Raw genomic sequence first — 25,763 nt, 5'->3', positions numbered from 1 at the left:
ATGATTTAGCGATGAACAGCGACGGCGTGCTCGACACCACCGGTCTGGCGACCGACAGTCTCGATGACGACTACGAATCGACCAGTTGGGTTGATGACGGCACCCTGCCGGCCGAGCGCTTCCTCGACCGCGAACTGAGCTGGCTCGCGTTCAACGAGCGCGTGCTCGAACTCGCCGAGGACCGTAATGTTCCGCTGCTGGAGCGCGTCAACTTCGCCGCGATCTTCGCCAGCAACCTCGACGAGTTCTTCATGGTTCGCGTCGCAGGGCTGAAGCGCCGCATCGTCACCGGTCTGGCGGTCCCCACCAACATCGGCCGCGCGCCGATGGATGTGCTGCTGTCCATCAGCGAGCGAGCGCACGAACTCCAGACACGGCACGCCGAACTCTTCCGCGACGAGCTCAAGCCCGCGCTCGACGACGCAGGGATCCACATCGAGACCCTCGCCGACCTGAACCCGAAGGACCGGGCGCGTGTCGACGAGCTGTTCTCCAACCAGATCTTCCCGGTGCTGATGCCGCTCGCAGTCGACCCGGCGCATCCGTTCCCGTACATCTCCGGCCTCTCACTCAACCTGTCGGTGCTCGTGCGCAACCCGAAGACCAACAAGGAGCAGTTCGCGCGCCTTAAGGTGCCGACCGTGCTGCCGCGCTTCGTGCGGCTTCCGGATGACGGCAGCGGCCAGTTGCGCTTCATCCCGCTCGAGGACCTCATCTCCAATCACCTGGAGGAACTGTTCCCCGGCATGGAGATCCTCGACCACCACGAGTTCCGCGTCACCCGCAATGAGGACGTCGAGCTTGACGAGGACGAGTCGGAGAACCTGATCCAGACCCTGGAGCGTGAGCTGCTGCGGCGTCGCTTCGGGCCGCCGATCCGCCTCGAGATCACCGAGGACATGGACGAGCGGACGCTCAACCTGCTTATCCGCGAGCTCGGCATCTCCGAGCAGGAGGTGTACCGCCTGCCCGCGCCGCTCGACCTGGGTGGCCTGTTCGAGATCACCAAGATCAACCGGCCGGCGCTGCACTACCGCAAGCACGTGCCGACCACGAGTGTCGCGCTGCTGCCCTCTGAGCCAACCGCTGTGCCGGACATCTTCCGCTCCATCCGCCGCGGCGACATCCTGGTGCACCACCCCTACGAGTCGTTCGCGACCAGCGTGCAGGCGTTCATCGAGCAGGCATCCCGCGACCCGCAGGTGCTCGCGATCAAACAGACGCTGTACCGCACGAGCGGCGACAGCCCGATCATTGAAGCGCTCATCGCCGCGGCCGAGTCCGGCAAGGCGGTGCTCGCGCTGGTGGAGATCAAAGCGCGCTTCGACGAGTCCGCCAACATCAACTGGGCGCGGCAGCTCGAGAAGGCCGGCGTGCACGTCGTCTACGGCATCGTCGGCCTGAAGACCCACTGCAAGCTCGCGCTCGTGGTGCGGCAGGAGAACGGCGAGCTGCGCAACTACAGCCACGTCGGCACCGGCAACTACAACCCCAAGACGAGCCGCATCTACGAGGACCTCGGGCTGTTCACCGCCGACGCGCAGGTCGGCCGCGACCTGACCCGGCTGTTCAACGAGCTGTCCGGCTACGCGATCGAGAAGAAGTTCAAGCGGCTGCTGGTCGCGCCGCTGCACATGCGCAAGGGACTGCTCAAGCGCATCCAGACCGAGACCGACAACGCGCTCGCGGGCAAGCCCAGCGGCATCCGGATCAAGGTCAACTCGATCGTGGATGAGGCGATCATCGACGGACTGTACCGGGCAAGCCAGGCCGGCGTGCCGATCGATCTGTGGGTGCGCGGCATCTGCTCGGTGCGGCCTGGGGTCGAGGGGCTGAGCGAGACCATCCGGGTGCGGTCGATCCTCGGCCGATACCTCGAGCACTCGCGCGTCTTCACGTTCCACAACAACGGCGATCCCCATGTCTTCATCGGCAGCGCCGACATGATGCACCGCAATCTGGATCGACGGGTGGAAGCGCTCGTGCGGCTGACCGCGCCGGACCAGGTCGCGGAGATCGACTCGCTGTTCGACCTGGCGATGGCAGAGGACACCTCGACCTGGTGGCTCGATTCGGATGGGCGCTGGACCCGCCACTTGCGCACCGCGGACGGGGCACCGCACTCCGACCTGCAAGACGTGCGCATGCGCGAGATCGCCAGCCGGAAGCGAGTGGTGCGATGACGGAGGTCCCGGTTCTCGCTGCCGGAGCGCTCTGCTGGCGCATCGAGAACGGGAAGGCACGCATCCTGGTCGTGCACCGTCAGCGACGCAACGACATCTCGCTGCCCAAGGGCAAGGTGGACCCGGGCGAATCGCTGCCGCAGACCGCCGTGCGGGAGATCGAAGAAGAGACGGGCGTCGACATCTCCCTCGGCGCGCCACTCGGCACGACCGAGTACCTCGTGCAGAACGGGCGCAACGGCGGTCGTCCGAAGATCGTGCACTACTGGGCAGCGCACGTCGACGACGAGGCGCACGCCAACTCGCGCTTCGAGTCGAACGACGAGATCAGCGACCTCGACTGGCTCAGCATCGCACAGGCCAAGGAGCGCCTGACCTACCCGCACGACCTGGACATCCTGAACCGGTTCGAAGACTTGCGCCGCAAGGGCGCAGAGAGCACGTTCGGGCTGATCATCCTGCGCCACGCCAAGGCGGTTCCGCCGGGCGACTGGGATGGCCCGGATGCCACGCGGCCGCTCCTGCACCGCGGGCTCGAACAGTCGGTCGGCGCGGCGGCAGGCGTCGCCGCGTTCGGGCCGAGGAAGATCATCAGCAGTACAGCGGCCCGGTGCGTTGCCACGGTGGAGCCGCTCGCCAAGGTGACCGGGCTGGAGATCAAGCAGACGACCGCGATCAGCCAGGACGCGCACGAACGCGGTGTCGCGCGCGTCGAAGATGTCGTCGCGAAACGAATCGAGAAGCGCAAGACCGTTGTGCTGTGCAGTCACGGTCCGGTGATCCCGGAACTGATCGCCGAGATCGCCGCCCAGACTGGCACGCGCGTCGACTCCCGTCTGCGATCCGCCGCGATGCTGTCGACCGGGCAGTTCGCGGTGCTGCACCTGTCGACCGAGAACCCGAGTGCCGGCATCGTCGGGGTTGAGACGCACTGACCTGGCCGTCGGTTCGCGCCGACTATCCTGACGTTGTGGGTATCCGGCGGATCAGTGCAGTCCTCTCAATCGCTTCAGCCTCGGCGCTCCTGCTGTCGTCCTGCGCGGTGAACGAGATGGGGCTTCCGACCGGGTCTGACCTGACCGGCACCATCGTCGGCGGCGGCGCGTCATCGCAGCAGGCCGCAGAAGAGATCTGGATCGCCTCCTTCCAGTCGGACAACCCGAACACCACCGTCGAATACGACCCGGCCGGCTCCGGCGCCGGACGGGATATGTTCCTGGCAGGCGGCGCCGCCTTTGCCGGCTCCGACCGCGCATTCACCCCGGAGGAACTGGAGGCCGGCGAGTTCGGAGCGTGCGTACCCGGCAGCGGCATCGTCGAACTTCCCGCGTATGTCGCGCCCATCGTCGTCGTGTTCAATCTGGCCGGCGTCGACGCGCTGAACCTCGATCCCAAGACGATCGCGGGCATCTTCGCGGGCGATATCGACCGCTGGGACGACGAGGCCATCGCCACCCAGAACCCCGGCGTCGACCTGCCGGACGCGCGGATCACCCCCGTGCACCGCTCGGACGAATCCGGAACCACCGAGAATTTCACCGATTACCTCGCGGCCGCTGCCGGCGACGCCTGGCCGTACGAGCCGAACGGCACCTGGCCGTTTGAGGGCGGGGAAGCGTCCCAGGGGACATCCGGCGTCGTCGACTCCGTGCGCAACGGCACGGGCACTATCGGCTACGTCGATGCATCCCGAGCGGGCGGGCTCGGCCAGGTCGCGGTCAAGGTGGGCGAGGACTACGTCGGCTACTCCGCCGAGGCGGCTGCCGCCATCGTCGACGCCAGCTCGATCGAACCCGGCCGGGGTGAAGGCGATCTCGCGATCGAGCTCGACCGCACCACTGAAGAGGCCGGTGTTTACCCGATCGTGCTCATCAGCTACCTGATCGGATGCGAGCAGTACGCGGCGGGCATCGACGCGGAGGTCGTGCGCGCCTACTTCGAGTACGTGATCAGCGACGCCGGGCAGCAAGCTGCATCGCAGAACGCCGGATCAGCTCCCCTGTCGGCGCAAACGCGCGAGCGGGCGGCCGCGGCGGCTGCTCTGATCGGCTGAACGCGCTTCAGCGCGCGGTTGGGTGCTTGTTCCCGACTCGTTCACCTCGCGTTCACCATTACCCCGGAACGCCGTTAACCGTCCTTCCTAGAGTCACGTAAGCGGGGTCAGCACCGGCCCTGAACTGAAATCACATCCTCCTGAAAGGAACCTTGTGAACATCAAGCGTTTCGGCAGCATCGCTGCCATCGCAGTTGCGGGCACAATCGTGCTCTCCTCGTGTGCAGCCAACGAGCCTGCCGCGAACACCGAGGGCAACGAGAGCACGCTGTCCGGCACCCTGGTTGGTGGCGGCGCGTCGTCGCAGGGCACGGCGCAGGAAGCGTGGGTTGCCGCGTTCCAGACCGAGCACACCGGCGTCACCGTCGAGTACGACCCCACCGGCTCCGGCACCGGCCGCGACAACTTCATCGCGGGCGGCAACGCCTTCACCGGCTCCGACCGTGCGTTCAAGGACGAGGAACTCGCCAAGGACAACTTCGCTGGCTGCGTCCCCGGAACCCCGATCGTCGAGATCCCCGCTTACATCTCGCCCATCGCCGTGATCTTCAACCTCGACGGCGTCGACTCGCTCAACCTGGACGCTGCGACCATCGCCGGCATCCTGAAGGGTGACATCACCAACTGGAACGACGAGGCGATCGCATCCCAGAACAAGGGCGTCGAGCTTCCCGACCTGGCGATCACGCCGGTTCACCGCTCCGACGAGTCGGGCACCACTGAGAACCTCGCCGACTACCTGAGCGCAGCCGCGCCGCAGGTCTGGGACGCCGAGGTCAGCGGTGACTGGCCTTACGAGGGTGGCGAAGCCGCTCAGGGCACCTCCGGTGTCGTTGACGCTGTCAAGAACGGCAACGGAACCTTCGGCTACGCCGACGCCTCGCGCGCTGGTGACCTCGGCACCGTCGCGGTCCAGGTCGGCACCGAGTACGTCGAGTACTCGGCTGACGCCGCCGCCAAGATCGTCGACGCGAGCCCGCTCGTCGAGGGCCGCGACTCCGTTGACCTCGCGATCGAGCTCGACCGCACCTCTGAGGCTGCCGGTGTCTACCCGATCGTGCTGATCAGCTACCTCATCGCCTGCTCCGAGTACGAGGACGCCGCAACCGGCGAGCTCGTCAAGGCATACTTCGACTACGTCATCAGCGACGAGGGCCAGGCCACCGCGGCCAAGGCCGCCGGCATCGCGCCGATCTCCGCTGACCTGTACGAGAAGGCCAAGGCCGCTGTCGACAGCATCAAGTAACTAGCTCCACCCAACGGTCTGCCCGGTGCTCACTCGTGTTGTGCGAGATCACAGCACCGGGCAGACTGGGGCAGTGACGAAGATCACTGCCCACCAGCAATCTCCATCCACAACAGCACCTCAGGGGAAATCGAGCAGATGACTTCGCCGGCAACATCCGCCCGCGCCCCGCGAACCAAGCAGCGCCTCGGAGATCGGATCTTCTCCAACAGTGCGCTGACCGCTGGCACGCTGATCCTCGCGATCCTCGCCGCGGTGGCCGGCTTCCTCGTCCTCGAGAGCGTTCCCGCTCTGACCACGGACCCCGAGGAAATCGACATCCTGAACGGCCAGCCGTTCTGGTCCTACGTCGCCCCTCTCGTCTTCGGCACCCTGTGGGCATCGGCGCTCGCACTCGCCATGGCCATCCCGGTCTCCATCGGGATCGCGCTCTTCATCTCGCACTTCGCACCGCGCCGCATCGCGCAGGGGCTCGGCTACATCGTCGACCTCCTTGCCGCAGTTCCCTCGGTAGTCTTCGGACTCTGGGGCGGCAACGTCCTCGCCCCCGCTGTGCAGCCGCTCTACACCTGGCTGACCCAGAACCTGGGCTGGTTCCCGCTGTTCGCGCCGCCGGCATCCGGGACCGGCCGCACCATCCTCACCGCCGCGATCGTGCTCGCCGTGATGGTGCTGCCGATCATCACCGCGCTCTCGCGCGAGGTCTTCCTGCAGACCCCGGTGCTGCACGAGGAAGCCGCGCTCGCGCTCGGCGCCACCCGCTGGGAGATGATCCGCACCGCTGTGCTCCCGTTCGCTCGCCCCGGCATCATCTCGGCCTCGATGCTCGGTCTCGGCCGCGCGCTCGGCGAGACCATGGCCGTTGCCATGGTGCTCTCGGCATCCGGCGGCATCACCCTCGCGGTGCTGACCCCGTCGAACCCGGGCACGATTGCCGCGAACATCGCGCTGCGCTTCCCTGAGGCGTTCGGACTCAACACGAACCTGCTGATTGCGACCGGCCTCATCCTGTTCGCGATCACGCTCGTCGTCAACATGATCGCCCGTGCCATCATCAACCGCCGCAAAGAATTCTCGGGAGCGAACTGATGACGCAGCTCACCGCCGACATCCGGGTCGACAACCCGTACTCCGCCGGCCTGCTCGCCAAGCGCACACCGTGGGTGATTCTGGCCGGATCGGTGCTGGTCGCGCTGGTCGCGTTCTGGCTGCTGTCGAACGCCGAAGGCGGCGGCTTCAACATCGTCGGCGCGCTCCTGGTCGGCGCGCTGTTGTACACGGTCGTCATCTACGTCGTCTCGTACCTGATCGAGGGCCCGCGTAAGGCCACGGACCGGCTCGTCACGGCTCTTGTCGGCGGCGCGTTCCTGCTCGCCCTGCTGCCGCTGGTCTCGCTCGTGTTCACGGTGGTGACGAACGGTTCGAACCGCTTCGACATCGAGTTCTTCACCCACTCGATGCGCAACGTCGTCGGCGCCGGTGGTGGCGCCGTGCACGCGATCGTCGGCACCGTGCTGATGACGCTCACCGCCGCGGTCATCTCTGTGCCGATCGGCCTGATGACCTCGATCTACCTGGTGGAGTACGGTCGCGGCCCGCTCGCTCGCGCCATCACCTTCTTCGTCGACGTGATGACCGGCATCCCGTCGATCGTCGCCGGCCTGTTCGCCTACTCGGTGTTCGCGATCTTCTTCGGACCCGGCATCAAGCTCGGCATCGCCGGCGCCATCGCGTTGTCGGTGCTGATGATCCCGGTCGTGGTGCGCTCCTCCGAGGACATGCTGAAGCTCGTGCCGAACGAGCTGCGCGAGGCGGCGTACGCGCTCGGCGTGCCGAAGTGGCTCACCGTCGTGAAGGTGGTGCTGCCGACATCCATCGCCGGCATCATGACCGGCGTGATGCTCGCCATCGCGCGCGTCATCGGAGAGACCGCGCCGCTGCTGATCGCTGCCGGCTTCACCAACAACCTCAACTACAACATGGTCGAGGGACGGATGCAGAGCCTGCCGGTCATGGTCTACAACCAGTACGTCAGCCAGGGAACCGACCCGCAGGCGTACCTCGACCGCGCGTGGGCTGGCGCTCTCACCCTCATCCTCATCGTGATGGTGCTCAACCTCGCCGCGCGCATCATCGCCAAAGTCTTCGCCCCCAAGACGGGCCGATAGGTAAGGAAATTCACTTGTCCAAGCGCATTGAAGTACGCGACCTCGACGTCTACTACGGCAAGTTCAAGGCCGTGGAAGGCGTGACCCTGAACATCGAGCCGCGCAGTGTGACCGCGTTCATCGGTCCGTCCGGTTGCGGCAAGTCGACATTCATCCGGACTCTGAACCGGATGCATGAGGTCATCCCCGGCGCCTACGTGGACGGCGAGGTGCTCATCGACGGCGCGAACCTGTACCAGGCGGGCGTCGACCCGGTGCTCGTACGTCGGCAGGTGGGCATGGTGTTCCAGCGGCCCAACCCGTTCCCGACGATGTCGATCCGCGAGAACGTGCTGGCCGGCGTGCGGCTGAACAACCGGAAGATGGCGAAGTCGGACTCCGACGACCTGGTCGAGCAGTCGCTGCGCGGCGCCAACCTGTGGAACGAGGTCAAGGACCGCCTTGACCGTCCCGGCTCCGGCCTCTCCGGCGGACAGCAGCAGCGTCTGTGCATCGCGCGGGCGATCGCGGTCTCCCCCGACGTGCTGCTGATGGACGAGCCCTGCTCGGCGCTCGACCCGATCTCGACCCTCGCGATCGAGGACCTGATCGAGGAACTGAAGACCGAGTACACGATCGTCATCGTCACGCACAACATGCAGCAGGCATCCCGCGTCTCCGACCGCACCGCGTTCTTCAACATCGCCGGCACGGGCAAGCCGGGCAAGCTCATCGAGTACGACGACACCGCGACCATCTTCTCGAACCCGAGTGTTCAGGCCACTGAGGACTACGTCTCCGGCAAGTTCGGCTGATCCGCCGCCTTCCGACGACGTTTGTGCCACGCGACGGCCAACATCCGGCGTCGGATGGCACAAAGCTCGTCGCGACTGGGCGGAGGTGCGCCTACCGGAAGGGTTTGTGCCATAGGCAAGGGAACGTTCGCTTGCTTTTGGCACAAAGCCTTGCAGACACTCACCGTGCGCGCGGGATGGCGTTAGATGCCCGAGGAAGAAGTTGGCGGGCCGCAGAACGCCTCTCGGCGCGAGGCCGCTCGAAGCGGCGAATTGTGGAGCCCGGGGTTACTGCGGCCCGGCCACAGAAGAGTCTAACGGCCGCCTCGGTCCGAGTATTCCGAGAGCCCGTTTTCCAACGTCTTTCCCAGAACCGCGTCGGTTAACCCGTTTCAAGGAGATCCGGGCGCTCCGGTGGGCCGGCACAGGCATCCGGAGCCACAACGCCCGGAATCTCCCCCCGATGGGTCAGTCGAGGGAGCCGGAGCGCCAGAGGCGGGCGCATCCGGTGAGTTCCTGGGCGGTCTGCGAGAAGCGCAGTGCCTTCGTGGTGAGTGCGCTCGCGCGCTCCGGCTCGGTGTTCTCTAGGTCGTCGGCGATGCTCGCAGCCCCCGCAGAACTGATCCTGCAGAACGCGGCGGCGCGCTCCAGTGCGACCGCGAAGTCTCCCTCGAACAGCCCGCGCAGGATGCGGTCGGCCAGCTCGATGATCTGCTCCGGCCCGGTCGGCGCGGTCGCACCGGCGACAACCTCGTCGATCCCGGCATCCTCGTCGACGCCGCGCTGGTACAGCAGGCTCGAGCCCTGCGGGTCCTGCCGTATGAGCGCGCGCATCAGGTAGATCCTCCACAGCGCGCCGGGCAGGCTGCGCGCGCTCGAGCGCGACCACAGCTCGGCGATAGCGTCGATGCCGTGCTCGTCGGTGAATGCGACAAGACGGTCGACGACCGCGGCATCCGGATGTTCACGCACGCGCGAGAGCAGCGCCTCCGCCGTCTCGTGCGCGACGCGGCTGATGTGGGCAGGGTCGTCCCCGCCCTGCAGGTACTCGAACACCTCGCCCGGGAACTTGGTCGGCTTGTGGAACTGGCTCATCGCCGACAGCCTACTTCGGCAGCCTGAGCACGGATCGGTGTGGCCGAGCGGATACGACGCTGTAGATTTGAGGCGTACGGGCCTCTAGCTCAGTTGGCAGAGCAGCGGACTTTTAATCCGCGGGTCGTGGGTTCGAGCCCCACGGGGCCCACCGACCACTTCCTCCCTGAGAGCACCCCTACAATCGGGCCATGTTGGCGCTCGGGCTCTTCCTGCTCGGGCTCGCCGTGCTCATCGTCGGCTCGGAACTGCTCGTGCGGGGCGGCTCTCGCATCGCCGCGATGCTCGGCATCTCCCCCATCGTCGTCGGCCTCACCGTCGTCTCCATCGGCACCAGCTTTCCGGAGCTCGCGGTCGGCATCGAGGCGGCCATCCAGGGCAACGGCGCCATCGCGGTCGGCAATATCGCCGGAACCAACATCGTCAACCTGCTGCTGATCCTCGGTCTGGTCGCCGTGCTGCGTCCGTTGAAGTTCGAACTCACAACCCTCCGTCTCGACCTGCCATCCATGGTCATCGCCGCACTCACCCTGCTGTTCATGGGCTTCGACCTCCAACTCAGCCGGGCCGAGGGCATCATCATGGTGCTGCTCGCGATCGGTTACACGGCGCTCGTCGTGAAGAGCGCGCGAGTGCAAAGCGTCGCCGTCCGGCGCGAGTTCTCGCAGGAGTTCGCCGTCCCGCCGCGGCCGCGCGCCGGCCGCACGGAATTCTGGACGAATCTGACGGCCCTGCTCGGCGGCATCATCATCATCGTTGTCGGCGCCGACTGGCTGGTCGACGGCGCCGTCGAGTTGGCACGCCTGATTGGCGCTTCGGATGCGTTCATCGGACTCACCGTTGTGGCCATCGGTACCTCGGCGCCCGAGTTGGTCACCGCGATCGTCGCCACCGTGCGCGGCGAGCGCAACATCGCGATCGGCAACCTGATCGGCAGCAGCACGTACAACATCCTGCTCATTCTCGGCATCACAGCGCTGGTGCCGAGCGGCGGTATCCCGGTCAGCCCGTCGCTCGCGTACATCGACATCCCGGTGATGGTTGCGGTGGTGGTCGCTTGTGTGCCGCTGTTCCTCACGAGGCGGGGCATCAACCGGATCGAGGGCTCGGTGATGATCGCGGCGTACTTCGTGTACCTGGTGTACCTGCTGATCACGCGAATCTGACGGGTCTCGACAGGCTCGACCACCGAGCGCTCGCGCGGGTCAAACCGCCACGCGCGGGTCGAATTCGACCCGCGCGGGGCAAATGCACCCGCGCGTGACTGGTCTCGACAAGCTCGACCACCGGGGAGCTCGACCAGTGAGGGCGGGCTAGCCCAGCAGCGGCCCGACCAGCAGCCCCAGCCCGTACGTCACGGCGGCGGCCGCGTACCCAATCGCCAGCTGCCGCAGCGCACGCTTCAGCGGCGACGCTCCCGACAGCACCCCGACGACCGCACCGGTCGCCAGCAGCGCGATGCCCACCAACACCGCAGAGGTGATGATCGCCGCGAATCCGCCGGCGCCGAACAGGTACGGGATGACCGGGATGATCGCCCCGCCGGCGAAGAAGAAGAAGGACGAGATCGCCGCGCGCATCCCGGTTCCGACGACGTCGCTGGAGCGTTCCCGTGCGGAACCCATGTCCGCACCGCCCAGGACGGAGTTCGCCAGCTCCTGCGCCTCGTCGGCTCCCATTCCGCGCGCCCGGTAGACCAGCGCGAGCTCGTTCGCGTTCACGTCGAGCTGGGGAATGGCGCCGCGTGAGGCAGGGTCGGGCTCTGATGCGTCCAGCAACTCCCGCTGCGAGCTCACCGAGACGTACTCCCCCGCGCCCATCGACAGCGCACCCGCGAGAAGACCGGCGATGCCGGTGACCAACACGAATTGGGCCGACACGCCCGTCGCGCCGACGCCCAGCACGAGCGCGAGATTGCTCACCAGCCCGTCGTTAGCGCCGAACACGGCGGCACGGAAGGTGCCCGAGATCCGGTTGCGCCCCCGCTCGGCCAGCGCCCGCACCACCTCGCCGTGGATGCGCTCGTCCGCCGCCATGCTCGGCGTCGCATCCCGCTCCGACTCGTACGGCGAGCGCGACTCTGCGCGCTGCGCGAGCGCCAGCACGAACACCGAGCCGAAACGGCGGGCAAACCAGCCGAGCATCCGGGTGCGCAGATCCCCTCGCGTCGACACGGTGCTGGCCTCGTCGCCCAGCAGGGCCACCCAGTGCGCCTCGTGCCGCTTCTCCGCTTCGGCGAGCGCGAGCAGGATCTCCCGCTCCTCGCCCTCCCGCCGCGCGGCGAGGTCGCGGTACACGGCGCCCTCCGCGCGCTCGGCTGCCAGATACCGCTTCCAGCGCCGGATGTCGGCGACCGTCGGTTCCGAAGTCACCCCCGCACCCCCCTGCGAATGCCCCACGCTGCCTCCCAGGATTCATCCGGCTCGAGCCAGCGCACCCCGTCGCCGGAGTTGAACGCGTCCGGCGGCGCCGTCATCGGCTCAATCGCGACCGCCAATCCAGCACCATCCGGCCGCGGGTAGTCGCGGGCGGTGAACGCCTGCACCCAGCCGAACTCCGGCCCCTGCCACAGCTCGGTGTACCGGCCGTCGGGCGCGGTCAACCGGTGATGCGCGATGGCGTCGTCATCGGTGCTCACGGCGCCGAACGCGACATCCAGTTGCAGCTCTCCGACCCGGCGGCCGGCGCGCAGGTCATAATCGGTGTCATCGACCGGCACCTCGCGTATCGGGTTCATCCGCTCATCGACCTCGAACAGCGTCGATGCGTCGACGGTGAGGGTGAGCTCTTCGATCGGCGCATCGCCGACCCGGAGGAACGGATGCGCGCCGACCGCGACCGGCGCGGCAGCGTCCGAGCGGTTCAAGAACCGATGCGTCACCGTGATCCCGTCGCCCACGAGCTCGTAGCGCACCGACGTGTCGACCACGAACGGGTAGCCCTTCTGCGGGTAGATCGTCGCCGCCAGGGTGATCGCGTGCCGCTCCCGCTCTGTCACGCGGTACGGCGTCGACCGCAGCAGCCCGTGGATGGCGTTCCCGCGGTCGGGTTCGGTCAGCGCCAGCTGCTGCGGGGAACCGTCCAGCATCCAGCGTCCGTCCCGGATGCGATTGGGCCAGGGCGACAGCACGATCCCGTTGCCGAACGGCGGCAGGGTCGTGTCCGGGTACGTCTCGGTGAGAGCCTCGCCATCCACCTCCAGCACCCGGAGCGCTGCAGCCAGCTCGGTTATGATTGCCCTCGATTGTCCGCCATCCTGCGATCGAGACAGTTCGAACTGTTCCCCGGTTGCACGCATACCGTCAGCCTAAACGCGGGAGGGTTCGTGTCCGGTATCGCCAAGACCGCCCACGTGCTCGCCGACGGGCGCGAGCTGTTCTACTTCGACGACGCCGACACGACGCTTGACGGCCATCGTTCGATCGACGAGCGGAAGCTCGACCCGCGCCCGGCCACACCGAGGATGCGCCAGGACGTCTTCACCGGCGAATGGGTTTCGATCGCCGACGCGCGCCAGGACCGGGTCGTGCTCCCGCCACCCGACCGGGACCCGCTCGCCCCGCAGAGTCCGGGCAACGCATCCGAGATCCCCGACAACTACGACGTCGCGGTGTTCGAGAACCGGTCGCCCGCCTTCGGCCCGGCCCTGGGGGATCAGTCGGCTCCGGATGCGCTGGCCGAGGTCACCGGGCTCGGTTTGGGTCGTGAGCGAGCGGCCATCGGCCGCTGTGAGGTGGTGTGCTTCGCGCCCGGCACGAGCGGCTCCCTCGCCGAGCTGAGCGAGTCGCGGGTGCGCACCGTGATCGAGGCGCTCGCGGACCGCACCGCCGCGCTGTCCGAACTGCCCGGCGTGCAGCAAGTCTTCCCGTTCGAGAACCGCGGCGAGCAGATCGGCGTTACCCTGCAGCATCCGCACGGCCAGATCTACGCCTACCCGTTCGTGACACCGAGGACCACCCGGCTGATCCAGTCTGTCGAGCAGTACGGCCCGGACCTGTTCGAGGACCTCCTGGTGTCGGAGCTCGCGTCGGACCGCGTTGTGCTCGCAGGCAGGCACTGGAGCGCGTTCGTCCCCTTCGCCGCACGGTGGCCGCTCGAGGTGCACCTGCTGCCCCACAGGCATGTGCCGGATCTCGCCGAAACCAGCGACGAGGAACGCGACGAGCTCGCCGGCATGTACCGACGCATCCTGCGCGGCCTCGACGCCCTCTATGACACCCCGACGCCGTACATCGCGGCCTGGCACCAGGCGCCAGTGATCAGCCGCCGCGGCGAGATCCGGCTCATGCTGCAGCTGGTCAGCCCGCGCCGCGCGGCCGACAAGCTCAAGTACCTCGCCGCCTCCGAGGCGACGATGGGCGCCTGGATCGCCGATGTCCCGCCAGAGGCCGCTGCACAGCAGCTACGAGAAGGGATCGAACGGTCATGAGTGATCTCCGCGACGACGTCAGGGACGGCTTCCGCAACGCGTTCAAGAGCGAACCGGCCGGCGTCTGGTCGGCACCAGGGCGCGTCAACCTGATCGGCGAGCACACCGACTACAACGAAGGCTTCGTGCTGCCGTTCGCGATCGACCGGCGCACCGTCGTAGCGGTCGGCGTCCGCGATGACCGCCGGATGCGCGTGGCGAGCACCTACGCCGACGAGGTCGCCGCGCTCAGCATGGTCGAGCTGCGACCCGGACAATTGGGTGAGTGGTCGGCGTACCCGCTCGGCGTCGCGTGGGCGCTCGGCGAGTTCGGCGTCGACCTGGGCGGCGTCCCGGGCGTCGACATCTTCATCGACTCGGATGTGCCGGTTGGCGCCGGCCTGTCCTCGTCCGCTGCGGTGGAGTGCGCGGTGGCGATCGCCCTGAACGACGTGTGGCAGCTGGGCCTCGACCGGCAGACGCTCGCTCAGGTGTGTCAGCGCGCCGAGAACGCCGCCGTCGGAGCGCCGACCGGGATCATGGACCAGTACGCAGCACTGTTCGGCAGGAAGGATTCCGCGGTGTTCCTCGACTGCCGCGGGATGGACGCCGAACCGATCCCGCTGGGCTTCGCCGAGGCCGGCCTTGCGATAGCGGTGATCGACACCGGGGTGCAGCACTCCACCGCGGACGGCGAGTACGCCGAGCGGCGGGAGGCGTGCGAGCGCGGCGCGCGCGAACTGGGCGTGCCGTCGCTGCGCGAGCTGCGTGCGGACCGGCTCGATGAGGCGCGGCGGGTGCTCGACGACGTCACCTTCCGGCGCGTCCGGCACGTGGTCACCGAGAACCAGCGCGTGCTCGACACTGTGCGCACCCTGCGCGAGCGGGGACCGGCGGCGATCGGGCCGTTCCTTGACGCCTCCCACCTGTCGCTGCGGAACGACTTCGAGGTATCGACGCCGGAATTGGACCTCGCGGTTGAGACCGCGAACGCGAACGGCGCCCTAGGCGCTCGCATGACCGGAGCCGGTTTCGGCGGCTCCGTGATCGCCCTGGTCCCGAACGACGCGCTGTCACTGTTACGGGTTGCTATCGATGGCGCATTCGCGGAGCACGGCCTCGGGCAGCCTGATACGTTCGTCGTTACCGCGTCTGGTGGAGCGCAACGGGATTTCTGAGCGCCTGCGACGCGATATTCTTCATGTCGAAGACAAGGAGGGGGCGCGTGGCATCATCGCGCGTTTGGGCGGGGATCGCGGCGTTGCTTGTTGCGTCAACTCTGGTGGGTTGCGCGGCTGCGGCAACGGATCCGCTGCCAGCAGAGACGACCCCCGCCGCACCGGTCACCGAGCCATCGGCCAGCGCCGAACCGGAGCTCGTCGCAAGTGACGTGCTGTTCACCCTCGATGCGAAGGTGCGCTCGATCGACGGACGCACCATCGGCATCCGGATGGAAGGCCACCAGCCCGTCGTCTTCGACAACCCGGAAGTCGCCGAGCTGACCGACCAGTACGTCACGGCCTGCGCCGAGGGGACCGGACGCACCCCGATCGACGAGGCCTACCTGCAGCGCTATGGCGCGACCCTCATGCGCGTCGACTTCATCAGCGACACCCCGGGCCTCGAGTTCGCGTCTCCCATCGAACTCTGGTTCGGCAACCCGTACATGGCTCGCGCTGCGATCGGCGGCGCGGTCATCCAGCCCCCGGACATCGACAACTGCTTCGCCGGGTACGCGTGGGCGATCTCCGACAACGCCTACGGCATCGCGAGCTTCGAGTCCCCGAGCGGGGTTCCGGATGACACGCTGTGGCAGCTGGGCAACTACGGCTTCTCGGTGCTGCCGGAAACGAATGCGACCATCGAGTCCTGCACCGCGACCATCACCGAGCTGGGGATGGCATCCGGTCTCGAGGACGTTGACGGCTGGGACCCCAGCCGCGCCGGCACCGGCGTGTTCTGCGGGATCGGTTACGCGGGCGAGTAGCCGAGCGAGCGCTCCGCGATCTCCACGACGTTGCTGAGCAGCATCGCCCTGGTCATCGGGCCGACACCGCCCGGGTTGGGTGAGATCCAGCCCGCGTGATCCGCCACGCCGTCGGCCACATCTCCGGCGACCCGACTGCCGCCCTCGCCGTCCTCGACCCGGCTGACGCCGACGTCGAGCACCACAGCACCGGGACGGATGTGCGCGGGCGTGATCAGGCCGGGCACGCCGGCGGCCGCGATCACGACGTCAGCGTGGCGCAGATGCTCGACCAGGTCGACGGTGCCGGTGTGGGTCAGCGTGACGGTGGCGTTGTATTCGCGACGGGTCAGCAATGGGCCGATCGCGCGGCCGACGGTGACGCCGCGGCCGACGACAACGACGTTCTTGCCCGACCAGCTGATGCCGTGCCGCTCGACGAGCTGGATGATGCCCAGCGGCGTGCACGGCAGCGGCGAGTTCAGCGGTTCGCCCACGTTCAGCACCAACCGGCCGAGGTTGGTCGGATGCAGGCCGTCGGCGTCCTTGCTGGGGTCGATCCGCTCGAGCACTGCGTGGGTGTCGAGCTGCGGCGGCAACGGAAGCTGCACGATGTACCCGGTTGTCGCCGGGTCGGCGTTCAGCTCGTCGATGACGTCATCGAGTTGGGCCGCAGTCGTGTCAGCCGGGAGGTCGCGGCGGACCGACTCGATGCCCACCTCGGCGCAGTCGCGGTGCTTGCCGGCGACGTACCACTTGGAGCCGGGATCGTCGCCGACGAGCACCGTGCCGAGGCCGGGCCGCACACCGTTGGCGTGCAGCACCGCGACCCGCTCGCGGAGCTCGTTCTTGATCGCCGCCGCTGTGGCTTTGCCGTCGAGGATGCGTGCGGTCATTGGCTTACTCTCTCGTGCTGCCTTCTCACCACTGCTCGAGGCCGGGGTAGAGCGGGAACGCATCGGTGAGGGTCTTCACGCGGGCGCGGAGACCAGCGACATCCGGATCCGGGCGCAGCGCCGCGGCGATGACGTCGGCCACCTCGGTGAACTCGGGGTCGTCGAAGCCGCGGGTCGCGAGCGCCGGGGTGCCGATGCGCACACCGGAGGTGACCATCGGCGGGCGAGGGTCGAACGGCACCGAGTTGCGGTTGACGGTGATGCCAACTGAGTGCAGCACATCCTCCGCCTGCTTGCCGTCAATGGGGGATTCGCGCAGGTCGGCGAGCACCAGGTGCACATCGGTGCCGCCGGTGAGCACGTCGACGCCGGCCGCACGGGAGTCGTCCGTGGTGAGACTCGCGGCGAGCAGCTTGGCGCCCCGGACGGTGCGCTCCTGGCGGTCACGGAACTCGTCACTGGCGGCGAGCAGGAAGGCGGTCGCCTTGGCCGCGATGATGTGCATGAGCGGGCCGCCCTGTTGGCCGGGGAACACGTTCGAGTTGAGCTTCTTGGCCAGCTCGGTGTCGCGGCTGAGGATGAAGCCGGAGCGCGGCCCGGCGAGGGTCTTGTGCACGGTGCTGGAGACAACGTCGGCGTAGGGCACCGGGTTCGGGTGCAGCCCGGCGGCGACCAGTCCGGCGAAGTGCGCCATGTCGACCCACAGCTTCGCACCCACCTCGTCGGCGATGGCGCGGAACGCCTCGAAGTCGAGCTGGCGCGGGTACGCCGACCAACCGGCGATGATGACCTTCGGGCGGCTCTCGAGCGCCTTGTCGCGCACGACGTCCATGTCGATGCGGAAGGTCTCCGGGTCGACGCCGTAGCTGGCGACGTTGTACAGCTTGCCGGAGAAGTTGAGCTTCATGCCGTGGGTCAGGTGACCGCCGTGGGCGAGCTCGAGGCCGAGGATGGTGTCGCCCGGGTCGGCGATGGCCGAGAGGACCGCAGCGTTGGCCGTGGCACCCGAGTGCGGCTGGACGTTGGCATACTCGGCACCGAACAGCGACTTGGCCCGGTCGATGGCGAGCTGCTCTGCGACGTCGACGTACTCGCATCCGCCGTAATAGCGGCGGCCCGGGTACCCCTCCGCGTACTTGTTGGTGAGCACCGAACCGGCCGACTCGAGCACCGCGCGCGGCACGAAATTCTCGCTCGCGATCATCTCGAGGTAGTCGCGCTGCCGACCGAGTTCCTGCTGGAGGACGGCCGCGATTTCCGGATCAACGCTCTCGAGCGGATCGGTGAAGGTGGAGGGTAGACGGGACACGTGTGGGCTCCTCACAAGCATTCTCGGATGTCTTACAACGGTATCCGTTTCGGCCCAGGCGTACGGCCGATTCGCTTGCTTGTCACTCCCCGGTGGTGCTCCACCCGAACGCCAGTTGCGACCGCGCCAGTCTACTCGCGGCGCGGGCGGCTACTCCAACTGCGGGTCAAGTTGATTCAGCTGCCTGACCCGGGAGCTGTTCGCTGGACGCCACTCGCCGGTCGGGTCGAGCCAGCGGGGAGCCTTGACTTGCACGACGCCTTCGATGATCCGGATTAGCCACCCGGAGGTCTCGATCGTGCGGTGGTGGAACCAGCACAGCAGCACGCCATTGTGGACATGGGTTTCGCCGCCCTCTACGGCGGGGATCACGTGGTGGATCTCACACCACGAAGCCGGCACGTGACATCCGGGGATTGCGCATCCGCCGTCGCGGGCGGTGATGGCTCGGCGTTGCCGGTTGGTGAACAGCCGCTCGGGCGAACCGAGTTCCATGATGCAGCCCTGTTCGGTGATCACGATGCGCTGGGTGCCTCCCGCACATGCGAGTTGGTTGATCGCGGTCAGTGAGATCGCGGTATCAATCCCATCGATGAAACCGACACCCTTGCCGGAGTTGAGGTCGGATGCGCGCACGGTGACCATCACGGTCGGCGCTGCTCCACCCATTGTCGGCACGTCGGCGCTGCGAGAGGCGATGTCGATGATGCCAGCCAGCACGTCGTGGCGCTGCTGGTCGCGAGTGCGGGGATCGGCCTCGAGCCGGGCCGCTGCGAGTTCTTCTTCGCGGAGGAAGGCAGGCGCGGTACGCGGGGAGAGGCACGCATTGAAGACCGCGAGCAGCTTGCCCGCGACATCGGGCATGAGCCCGCCGTAAATGGGGATGAGGCCGTCGCGTTCGCGGCCGAGTCGAACGCCGCGCATGCGCATGGCACGCTCCTCATTTCGGAGGGTGCCGTCTTGGTCCAAATGCAGCTTCCAGAGCTCGGTTTGGATGCGAATCTCGTCTGCTGAGGCGGGCAAGGCAGAGTCGGGTCCGCTGCCGGTTGCGGCGGCGGTGAGCTCGAGTTCGGCTGCGCGGATGCCATCGCTTGACACTCGATCACGCACTGAGGACAAACCGCGGATGATCGTGTGCGCAGAGTCGACGCCGAGTTCGCCTGACTCCAGTGCGCTAGCCACCCGGGGGAAGGCGGCGGGCAGCTCCTCCCCCTGCAGCGAGAATCGCGAGCGCGTCTCGCTGCCGACGAGGATGCGACGGTGCACGCTCTCACCGGATGCGAGCGTGAGACGCCGCAACAGTTCGTTCGCTGAGCCACAGCCCTTCTTGGCGGCCAATCCATCCGCGCGCAGTTCGCTTCGAGAGCGTTGCGCCACTTCTCCGGCCAGCAGGGCGCGGAGCGCGTCAAGGTGCCGACCGACTGCCTCGGTCGCTCGCACCGTGGAGAGCAGCGGGTCATCGGCTAGACCGGCGATGTCGGACCGGTTGAGAATCCGCCGCAGCATGTCCGCAACATCGTCGAGCTCCTGCTCGAATGTAGCTGCGCTGGTTTGCATGCTTCAATTTTCTCACTGTCGAAGCTATATGTGAAGCATGTTCAATCACATCGGGATAAGAATCTTCTGGACTCCCTGTGGAGGACGAGTCGGTCCGGGATGGCAGCGACAGGCGGATGCGCGGGATCCAATACGCTGGATCGGTGGCACTTCTTGACGCGGACGGTCTCACCCACTGGGTCCTGACCCTGGTCTGCAGCGACCGGCCCGGGATCGTGCACGCCGTCAGCGGCGCGATCGTCGAGGCCGGAGGCAACATCACCGAGTCGCAGCAGTTCGCGAGCCTCGACACCGGCCGGTTCTTCATGCGCGTGCAGGTGGAGTCCGCATCCAGTCGCGAGGTGTTCGAGCGCGCTCTCGCCCCGGTCGTCGACCGGTTCGGCATGCACCTCACCCTCGACGTCGTCGCGCGCCACATGCGCACCCTGGTGCTGGTCTCCAAGGAGGGGCACTGCCTGAACGACCTGCTGTACCGCCAGCGGGCCGGCCACCTGCCGATCGAGGTCCCGCTGGTGCTCAGCAACCACCCGCAGCTCGGCGGCCTCGCCGACTTCTACGGGGTCCCGTTCGAGTCGCACCCCGTGCTCTCCCCCGGGCAGAAGCTCGAGTTCGAGGAGCGCATCCTGGCCGCGGTCGAGCAGTACGACATCGAGCTGGTGGTGCTGGCCCGGTACATGCAGATCCTCTCCCCCGAGCTGTGCGATCGACTCGCCGGACGGGCCATCAACATCCACCACTCCTTCCTCCCCGGGTTCAAGGGCGCGAACCCGTACCGACAGGCTCACGCGCGCGGCGTCAAGCTCATCGGCGCCACAGCGCACTTCGTGACCAGTGACCTCGACGAGGGCCCCATCATCGAGCAGAACGTGGTGCGGGTCGACCATAGCCAGTCGCCGCAGCAGCTCGTCGCGATCGGCCAGGACGAGGAAAGCCGCACTCTCACCCAGGCCGTCAAGTGGTTCGCCGAGAACCGCGTGCTGCTCGACGGGCAGCGCACCATCATCTTCAAGTGACATAGCCCGGACGTAGGCTTGCCTTGTGGCGAGCCCTCCCGAGGATTTCCGACTGACGCCGAACGACGCGCTGAGGTTCCTGCTGGAACTGTTCGCACTCTTCTCGGTCGGACTTTGGGGGTTCAGCGCCTGGCCCCTCCCCTGGCCGGGCATCGGCTTCGGCATCGGGATGCCGCTGGCGGCCGCGGTTCTCTGGGGGCTTTTCCGCTCACCCAAGGCGCGCTTCCCGCTCGGCATCGTAGGCCGAGTAGTGGTGGAGGTCGCCGTCATGGGTTCTGCCGCGGCGGCCTGGTTCGCGATGGATCAGCCGGTCGTCGGCGCCCTGTTCGCCGGCGTTGCGCTCGTCAGCGGCATCATCAACGCGCGCGCCGAACTTGCGAGGCAGGCCGGATGACCATTCTCTTCGAGCACGCCCGGAAGCTCGACGCCGCGGGGCAGGTCGACGACTTCTGGATGCTCGTCGATGGCGACACGATCCTCGCATCCGGAGGCGACGGCATGCCCCCGGATGCCGACGAGACGGTGGACGTCGGCGGCCACTGGCTGGTGCCCGGCTTCATCGACCTGCACGGCCACGGCGGCGGAGGACACTCCTACGACGACGCGGCCGAGGAGATCGCCGCAGGGCTGGCGACCCACCGCGCGCACGGCACCACGCGTTCGGTGGTGAGTCTCGTGGCGAACCCGCTGCCGCGGCTCCTGGAGAGCCTCGCGACCATCGCCGACCTCGCCGATACAGACCCGCTCATCCTCGGCTCCCACCTGGAGGGGCCGTTCCTGTCGCAGCCTCGCCGCGGCGCCCACAACCCCGCCTACCTGCTCGAGCCGCAACCGCTCGAGGTCGAGGAGCTGATCGGCGCGGCACGCGACACGTTGCGCCAGGTGACCATCGCGCCCGAACTGCCCGGCGCGCTGGAGACCATCGACGTGCTCGTCGAGGCCGGCATCGCCGTCTCGGTCGGGCACACCGAGGCCGACTTCGACCAGGCCCGCGAGGCCTTCGACCGGGGGGCGCGCATCCTCTCGCACGCCTTCAATGCGATGCCGGGCATCCACCACCGCGCGCCCGGTCCGGTCGTCGCTGCGTTCGAGGACGAGCGCGTGACGATCGAACTGATCCTCGACGGGCTGCACGTGCATCCGGATGTCGCTGGCATGACCTTCCGCTCTGCCCCTGGCCGCATCGCCCTGATCACCGACTCGATGGCCGCCGCCGGGTCGGTCGACGGGGATTACCAGCTGGGGTCGCTCAACGTGACCGTGCGGGACGGATTGGCTGTGCTGAGCGGCACCAACACAATCGCCGGCTCGACCCTCACCCAGGATGCGGCGCTGCGCTGCGCGGTCGAGCAGGCCGGCGTGCATCCGATCGCCGCGATCACCGCGCTGACTCTCACCCCGGCCCGGACGCTTGGTCTCGAGCACGCGTTCGGGTACCTGAGGGCCGGGTTCACCGCGGATGCCGTCATCCTCGACAACGGCTTCAACGTGCGCGGCGTGTGGGCGGCGGGCGCGCCGCTCCTGCCGTTTGCCGCCTGAAGAAACGAACCAGGGGCCGGACCCAATGGACCCGGCCCCGGTTCGCCCGGCTACTTGATGGTCACCGGCGCGGACACCGCCGTGCCCGCAGGTGCCTTGCCCGCGGCCTTCGCTGTGACGACGACCGTGAGTTCCTTACCCCGGTCCTTCGACTTCACCTTGTAGCTTGCGGAATTGGCGCCCTTGATGTCGACCCCGCTCGCTTGCCACTGGTAGGTGAACTTCAGCCCGGCCACGTCCCACTCGCCCGGTGAGGCGGTGAGCGTCTTGCCGACGTCCGGTGTGCCGCTGATCGTCGGCGGCACGGTGTTCACCGGCGCCATGGCGTCACCGGTCGTCACGGTGATCGCCGTGAATGCGCCAGTGTCGCCGTAGCTGATCAGCCCGAGGTAGCTCGAGCGCTCCTTCAGCCCGCTCCACGAGGCCGTGTAGGTGACCGGCACACCCTGCTCACCGGCGAGCACCGACGGGGCAAGAGCGAGCGGTGCCCCGCCCGGCGCGACCTCGAACGTCCTCAGGTCGAATGCGGTGTTCGCCGCGGCCGAGTAGAGATCGACGAGCACGTAGTACGTACCGGCATCCGGGCTAGCCAGGTCGACTCGCTCATCCGCCGAGCCAGTCGCCGACTGCCAGCCGGCGATCGGGGTTCCGGATGCGTCGAGCTGGTAGACGATGAGGTCGAGGTCGGCCGTGTCGTCGAGCGAGTCGAGGTCGAAGCGCGCGAACTGCGTGCCTGCCGCGACATCCACGTAGTACTCGAAGAAGTCACCGGTCGCACCGACACCGGAGTGTCCGGTCTTCTTGCCCTTCAACACCTGCAGCTCTCCGAGGGTGAGACCGGTGGTGCCGAGCGCGATGTCGCCGGTTCCGCCCGGAGTCACCGACACGTCGAGCGAACCGCGGACACCGGTACCGGTGACCTCGCTCGGCGCCACAATCGTCACCGGTCGCACCGCGATGGGCGAGCGGACGACGGTGTCGCCGCTCGTCCAGGCAAGCGCGCCGGTCGCGAACGTGTCGAGCGGAGCATCCGTTCGGTCGAATGTCACGGTGTAGCTCGCAGTCTCACCCGCTGCCCCGAAGGTGAGCGTCGACGGCGAGACAACCGCGTTGATGCCTGGGACCGAGACGGATGCCTCGAACGTTCCGGCCTGGGTGGCCGTCACCGTGCGGGTGATCGTCTCGGCGGCGGTGAGCGACCCGATCGCGATCGAGGCGATGTTGAGGTTGCTCGGGTCGATCGCGTCGACACCGATGTCGTAGCCGATGCCCTGGATGTATGCCAGCCAGTCGGACGTGCCGTTCAGGTAGAGCAGACCCGGCTCGAAGTACTTCGTCGGGTCGGCGTGACCGGCGCCCTGCGCGAACGGGTCGGTGGCGGCGTTGCCGCCGGCGTCGACCGTGTTGTACGCGGTGGTCATCATCGCGGACTTGATCTCAGCGGGCGTCGCGTTCGGCGACTTGCCGAGATACAGCGCCGCGAGTCCAGCCACGTGCGGGGCCGCCATCGACGTGCCCGACATGAATGTGAAAGTCGGCTCGCCACCCTCGGCGTTCGCTGCCGAGGCGACGATCGCGACACCGGGTGCCGCAATATCCGGTTTCAGGATGTCGCTGCCGTCAGCCAGCACCGGACCGCGCGAGGAGAAGCCTGCGACGACGGGCGTCGGCGGCTCGATCCCGGTAGTGTTCTCGGGCGTGAGCGTCGCGGTCGCACCCGCGGTCGCCGCGTACGCCATGACCGCGTCGTGGAACTGCGCGTCGAGGTGCACCGACGGAACCGAGTGCTGGTCGAGGTCGATCGAACCCGGGACGACATTCACCTGCACCATGCCGATACCGCCGGCTCTGGCCACTTCGGCCGACTTGTCGACGCGGGCGTTCTCGCCGCGCTCACAGACCACGATCTTGCCGTCGGCGAGCACCGGGTCGAGCGTGCCCGCGAGGCACAGGTTCGGCTTCACCGCACCGGGCAGCGCGACGGATGCCGCGAGCACGAGGTCCCCGGCCACCGGCTCGCTGACGGTGATCGAGGCTCCGGCCATCGCGCTGCCGTCGCCGAGGGTGACGGTCGCCTGGTAGCTCGGGATGGTCGTCGCGGCGACCGTGGTGATCCATGGCGAGCCGTGGTCGAGGGTGGATGCCCCCGGCCCGGAGTTGCCGGCCGAGGCGGCCACGAAGACGCCGGCAGCCGCCGCTCCGAGGAAGGCCTGGTCGGTGAGCGAGACGGTGCTGTCGGCAGCGCCGCCGCCGATGGAGAAGTTGATCACGTCGACGCCGTCGGCGACCGCCTGGTCGATACCGGCCAGCAGGTCGGAGGTGGCGCATCCGTCATCGTTGGTGCTTGCCGGGTCCTGGCCGGTCCAGCACACCTTGTAGGCTGCGATTTTCGCGGCCGGCGCGACGCCGGTGAAGGTGCCGTAGTCGGTGCCGGCGACGGAGACCGCGGTGTTCGCGTTGCCCGCCGCGGTGCTCGCGGTGTGCGAGCCGTGGCTGTCGCCGTCGCGGGGGGAGAGGTACTCGCCGAGCGAGGTGTTCCCGATGTTGCCCGCGCCGAAGCCGGCGACGAAGTACCGTGCGCCGACCAGCTTGGTGGAGCAGTCGTCGGCCCCGAACTGCACGCCCGCGACGCACTCGCCGATGAAGGTGCCGCCGTCGCTCTTCGCGAAGACGATGGAACTGCCATCGAGGTACGGGTCGGATCCCGGGGCGGTGCCGAGCGTGTCGCCCGCGAAGGCGGGGTTCTCCGGCGCGATGCCGGTGTCGAGCACGCCGACGACCACGCCGGCACCCGCGTTGTCGACGCCACCGACGGACTCCCAGACGCCGCCGGGGCCCTCGAGTCCGAGGAACTCGGTCGACGGCACCGCGGTGATGTGCTGGAGCTCATCGAGGGCGAGCGACGCGACGTTCTTGTCAGCGGCCAGCTTCGCTGCCTGCGCCGCGGTCAGGTCGGCCGCGAATCCGTTGAGGGAGAGGGTGTACGAGTAGTCGACGTCGGCTCCGACGGCGTCCGCTACCTCTTTCTGTTTCTTCTTCAGGTGTGCGGTGTACTTCTGGACCGCCCCACGGCCCGGCTTGAGCTGCTCGCCCTTCTTCGGCTGAGTCGGTGCGAACCCATCGACACCGCCCTCGTAGGTGGCGGCGGATGGTTCGACGAGCGTGACGATGTAGCGGCCCGGCTCGAACGATAGCTGACCGTGGCCCCCTATCTCGGTCGGGGCGGCGGCGGCCGTGAACGCGGTTCCGGCAACGATGCCGGATGCGATCAGGGCGGCCGACGCGCACGCGGCGATTGCGCTGCGAATGGTCACAGATGTATCCCTTCTGCGGTGAACAGGGTCGGTGTAGCTGAACAAGGACGGTGTTGCGCCGCAGTCGGGGGCACTGCGAGTGAGTCACACACTAGAGGCTGTCTACCCCCTTTGGGGGGATCCTCGACATTTTTCTTTTCGGCAGCGGTGTCGGCGCACCCTCGAGGCCCCGTGCTTGCTGGAATGCGGGTGAGAAATCTGGCACTCTCCTATGCCGAGTGCTAACATGGATGCCAAGTTGAG

General features: G+C 67.8%; 21 protein-coding genes, 1 tRNA gene and 1 riboswitch. Of the genes, 15 read left to right on the top strand and 7 right to left on the bottom strand.

Annotation, left to right across the window (positions count from 1 at the left end; all coding sequences use genetic code 11):
* Positions 1-11 precede the first annotated feature (11 nt).
* The 7 genes from IRG63_RS06100 (at position 12) to pstB (ending at position 8,444) form a co-directional block, all read left to right on the top strand.
* Positions 12-2,183 carry an RNA degradosome polyphosphate kinase gene (locus tag IRG63_RS06100; protein WP_168626294.1) on the top strand — a complete coding sequence of 724 codons (2,172 nt, stop codon included), beginning with the start codon at positions 12-14 and terminating at the stop codon, positions 2,181-2,183.
* The gene (locus tag IRG63_RS06095; RefSeq protein WP_193509501.1) at positions 2,180-3,118 is read left to right on the top strand and encodes an NUDIX domain-containing protein; all 939 of its coding nucleotides are present in this window, start codon (positions 2,180-2,182) and stop codon (positions 3,116-3,118) included. The genes IRG63_RS06100 and IRG63_RS06095 overlap by 4 nt, the downstream gene beginning before the upstream one ends.
* 35 nt (positions 3,119-3,153) lie before the next feature.
* Positions 3,154-4,236, top strand: a complete 1,083-nt coding sequence (locus IRG63_RS06090; protein ID WP_370566187.1) for a phosphate ABC transporter substrate-binding protein PstS — start codon at positions 3,154-3,156, stop codon at positions 4,234-4,236.
* Between the two features lie 154 nt (positions 4,237-4,390).
* On the top strand, positions 4,391-5,482 hold the full coding sequence (locus IRG63_RS06085; RefSeq protein ID WP_193509500.1) for a phosphate ABC transporter substrate-binding protein PstS: 1,092 nt from the start codon (positions 4,391-4,393) through the stop codon (positions 5,480-5,482).
* Between the two features lie 138 nt (positions 5,483-5,620).
* Entirely contained in the window at positions 5,621-6,571 is a 951-nt protein-coding gene (gene pstC / locus IRG63_RS06080) for a phosphate ABC transporter permease subunit PstC (protein ID WP_193509499.1), read from the top strand.
* Positions 6,571-7,650 carry a phosphate ABC transporter permease PstA gene (gene pstA / locus IRG63_RS06075; RefSeq protein ID WP_193509498.1) on the top strand — a complete coding sequence of 360 codons (1,080 nt, stop codon included), beginning with the start codon at positions 6,571-6,573 and terminating at the stop codon, positions 7,648-7,650. Before pstC ends, pstA begins: the two co-directional genes overlap by 1 nt.
* A gap of 14 nt (positions 7,651-7,664) precedes the next feature.
* Positions 7,665-8,444 (top strand): phosphate ABC transporter ATP-binding protein PstB, encoded by a 780-nt coding sequence (gene pstB / locus IRG63_RS06070; protein WP_168626288.1) that lies wholly within the window; start codon positions 7,665-7,667, stop codon positions 8,442-8,444.
* Positions 8,445-8,891: 447 nt separating this feature from the next.
* Here pstB and IRG63_RS06065 read toward each other — a convergent pair whose 3' ends face one another.
* Positions 8,892-9,518, bottom strand: coding sequence for a DNA-directed RNA polymerase subunit beta (locus IRG63_RS06065; protein WP_168626287.1), 627 nt, complete (start codon positions 9,516-9,518; stop codon positions 8,892-8,894).
* Between the two features lie 78 nt (positions 9,519-9,596).
* Here IRG63_RS06065 and IRG63_RS06060 point away from each other — a divergent pair.
* Positions 9,597-9,669: transfer RNA gene (locus tag IRG63_RS06060), tRNA-Lys, on the top strand.
* Positions 9,670-9,709: 40 nt separating this feature from the next.
* Complete coding sequence (locus IRG63_RS06055; RefSeq protein ID WP_193509497.1) at positions 9,710-10,684, top strand: calcium/sodium antiporter; 975 nt, start codon at positions 9,710-9,712, stop codon at positions 10,682-10,684.
* A 147-nt stretch (positions 10,685-10,831) separates the two neighbouring features.
* On the opposite strand, the gene IRG63_RS06050 is transcribed toward IRG63_RS06055, so the two are convergent.
* The gene (locus tag IRG63_RS06050; RefSeq protein ID WP_349236125.1) at positions 10,832-11,890 is read right to left on the bottom strand and encodes a VIT1/CCC1 transporter family protein; all 1,059 of its coding nucleotides are present in this window, start codon (positions 11,888-11,890) and stop codon (positions 10,832-10,834) included.
* A complete protein-coding gene (locus tag IRG63_RS06045; protein WP_193509496.1) occupies positions 11,887-12,816 on the bottom strand; it encodes an aldose 1-epimerase family protein in 930 nt (309 codons plus the stop codon). Before IRG63_RS06045 ends, IRG63_RS06050 begins: the two co-directional genes overlap by 4 nt.
* A gap of 27 nt (positions 12,817-12,843) precedes the next feature.
* On the opposite strand from IRG63_RS06045, the gene galT reads away from it, so the two are divergent.
* Genes galT through IRG63_RS06030 form a run of 3 tightly spaced genes read left to right on the top strand, consistent with a single transcriptional unit; the run spans position 12,844 to position 15,913 of the window.
* The gene (gene galT, locus IRG63_RS06040; RefSeq protein ID WP_193509495.1) at positions 12,844-13,947 is read left to right on the top strand and encodes a galactose-1-phosphate uridylyltransferase; all 1,104 of its coding nucleotides are present in this window, start codon (positions 12,844-12,846) and stop codon (positions 13,945-13,947) included.
* Entirely contained in the window at positions 13,944-15,104 is a 1,161-nt protein-coding gene (galK, locus tag IRG63_RS06035) for a galactokinase (RefSeq protein ID WP_193509494.1), read from the top strand. Before galT ends, galK begins: the two co-directional genes overlap by 4 nt.
* A gap of 47 nt (positions 15,105-15,151) precedes the next feature.
* Positions 15,152-15,913 carry a hypothetical protein gene (locus IRG63_RS06030; RefSeq protein WP_193509493.1) on the top strand — a complete coding sequence of 254 codons (762 nt, stop codon included), beginning with the start codon at positions 15,152-15,154 and terminating at the stop codon, positions 15,911-15,913.
* Here the strand turns inward: IRG63_RS06030 and IRG63_RS06025 are convergent.
* From IRG63_RS06025 to IRG63_RS06015, 3 genes are all read right to left on the bottom strand, one after another.
* Positions 15,898-16,788, bottom strand: a complete 891-nt coding sequence (locus tag IRG63_RS06025) for a bifunctional methylenetetrahydrofolate dehydrogenase/methenyltetrahydrofolate cyclohydrolase (RefSeq protein WP_193509492.1) — start codon at positions 16,786-16,788, stop codon at positions 15,898-15,900. The two genes, IRG63_RS06030 and IRG63_RS06025, sit on opposite strands and share 16 nt — an antisense overlap.
* Before the next feature lie 25 nt (positions 16,789-16,813).
* Complete coding sequence (gene glyA, locus IRG63_RS06020; RefSeq protein ID WP_370566186.1) at positions 16,814-18,097, bottom strand: serine hydroxymethyltransferase; 1,284 nt, start codon at positions 18,095-18,097, stop codon at positions 16,814-16,816.
* A gap of 45 nt (positions 18,098-18,142) precedes the next feature.
* Positions 18,143-18,226, bottom strand: a riboswitch (ZMP/ZTP riboswitch).
* Between the two features lie 21 nt (positions 18,227-18,247).
* Positions 18,248-19,654 carry an HNH endonuclease signature motif containing protein gene (locus IRG63_RS06015; protein ID WP_193509490.1) on the bottom strand — a complete coding sequence of 469 codons (1,407 nt, stop codon included), beginning with the start codon at positions 19,652-19,654 and terminating at the stop codon, positions 18,248-18,250.
* A gap of 116 nt (positions 19,655-19,770) precedes the next feature.
* On the opposite strand from IRG63_RS06015, the gene purU reads away from it, so the two are divergent.
* Genes purU through nagA form a run of 3 tightly spaced genes read left to right on the top strand, consistent with a single transcriptional unit; the run spans position 19,771 to position 22,206 of the window.
* Positions 19,771-20,667: a formyltetrahydrofolate deformylase gene (gene purU, locus IRG63_RS06010; protein ID WP_193509583.1), complete on the top strand. Its 897-nt coding sequence runs from the start codon at positions 19,771-19,773 to the stop codon at positions 20,665-20,667.
* Between the two features lie 25 nt (positions 20,668-20,692).
* Complete coding sequence (locus tag IRG63_RS06005; RefSeq protein ID WP_193509489.1) at positions 20,693-21,061, top strand: YrdB family protein; 369 nt, start codon at positions 20,693-20,695, stop codon at positions 21,059-21,061.
* Positions 21,058-22,206, top strand: a complete 1,149-nt coding sequence (nagA, locus tag IRG63_RS06000) for an N-acetylglucosamine-6-phosphate deacetylase (RefSeq protein WP_193509487.1) — start codon at positions 21,058-21,060, stop codon at positions 22,204-22,206. Before IRG63_RS06005 ends, nagA begins: the two co-directional genes overlap by 4 nt.
* A gap of 50 nt (positions 22,207-22,256) precedes the next feature.
* On the opposite strand, the gene IRG63_RS05995 is transcribed toward nagA, so the two are convergent.
* Positions 22,257-25,520, bottom strand: a complete 3,264-nt coding sequence (locus tag IRG63_RS05995; protein ID WP_370566185.1) for a S8 family serine peptidase — start codon at positions 25,518-25,520, stop codon at positions 22,257-22,259.
* Between the last annotated feature and the right edge of the window lie 243 nt (positions 25,521-25,763).

The sequence above is a fragment of the Cryobacterium sp. BB736 genome, assembly GCF_014980265.1.
Lineage (GTDB): Bacteria > Actinomycetota > Actinomycetes > Actinomycetales > Microbacteriaceae > Terrimesophilobacter.
This window is presented reverse-complemented; position numbering and strand designations above follow the sequence as displayed.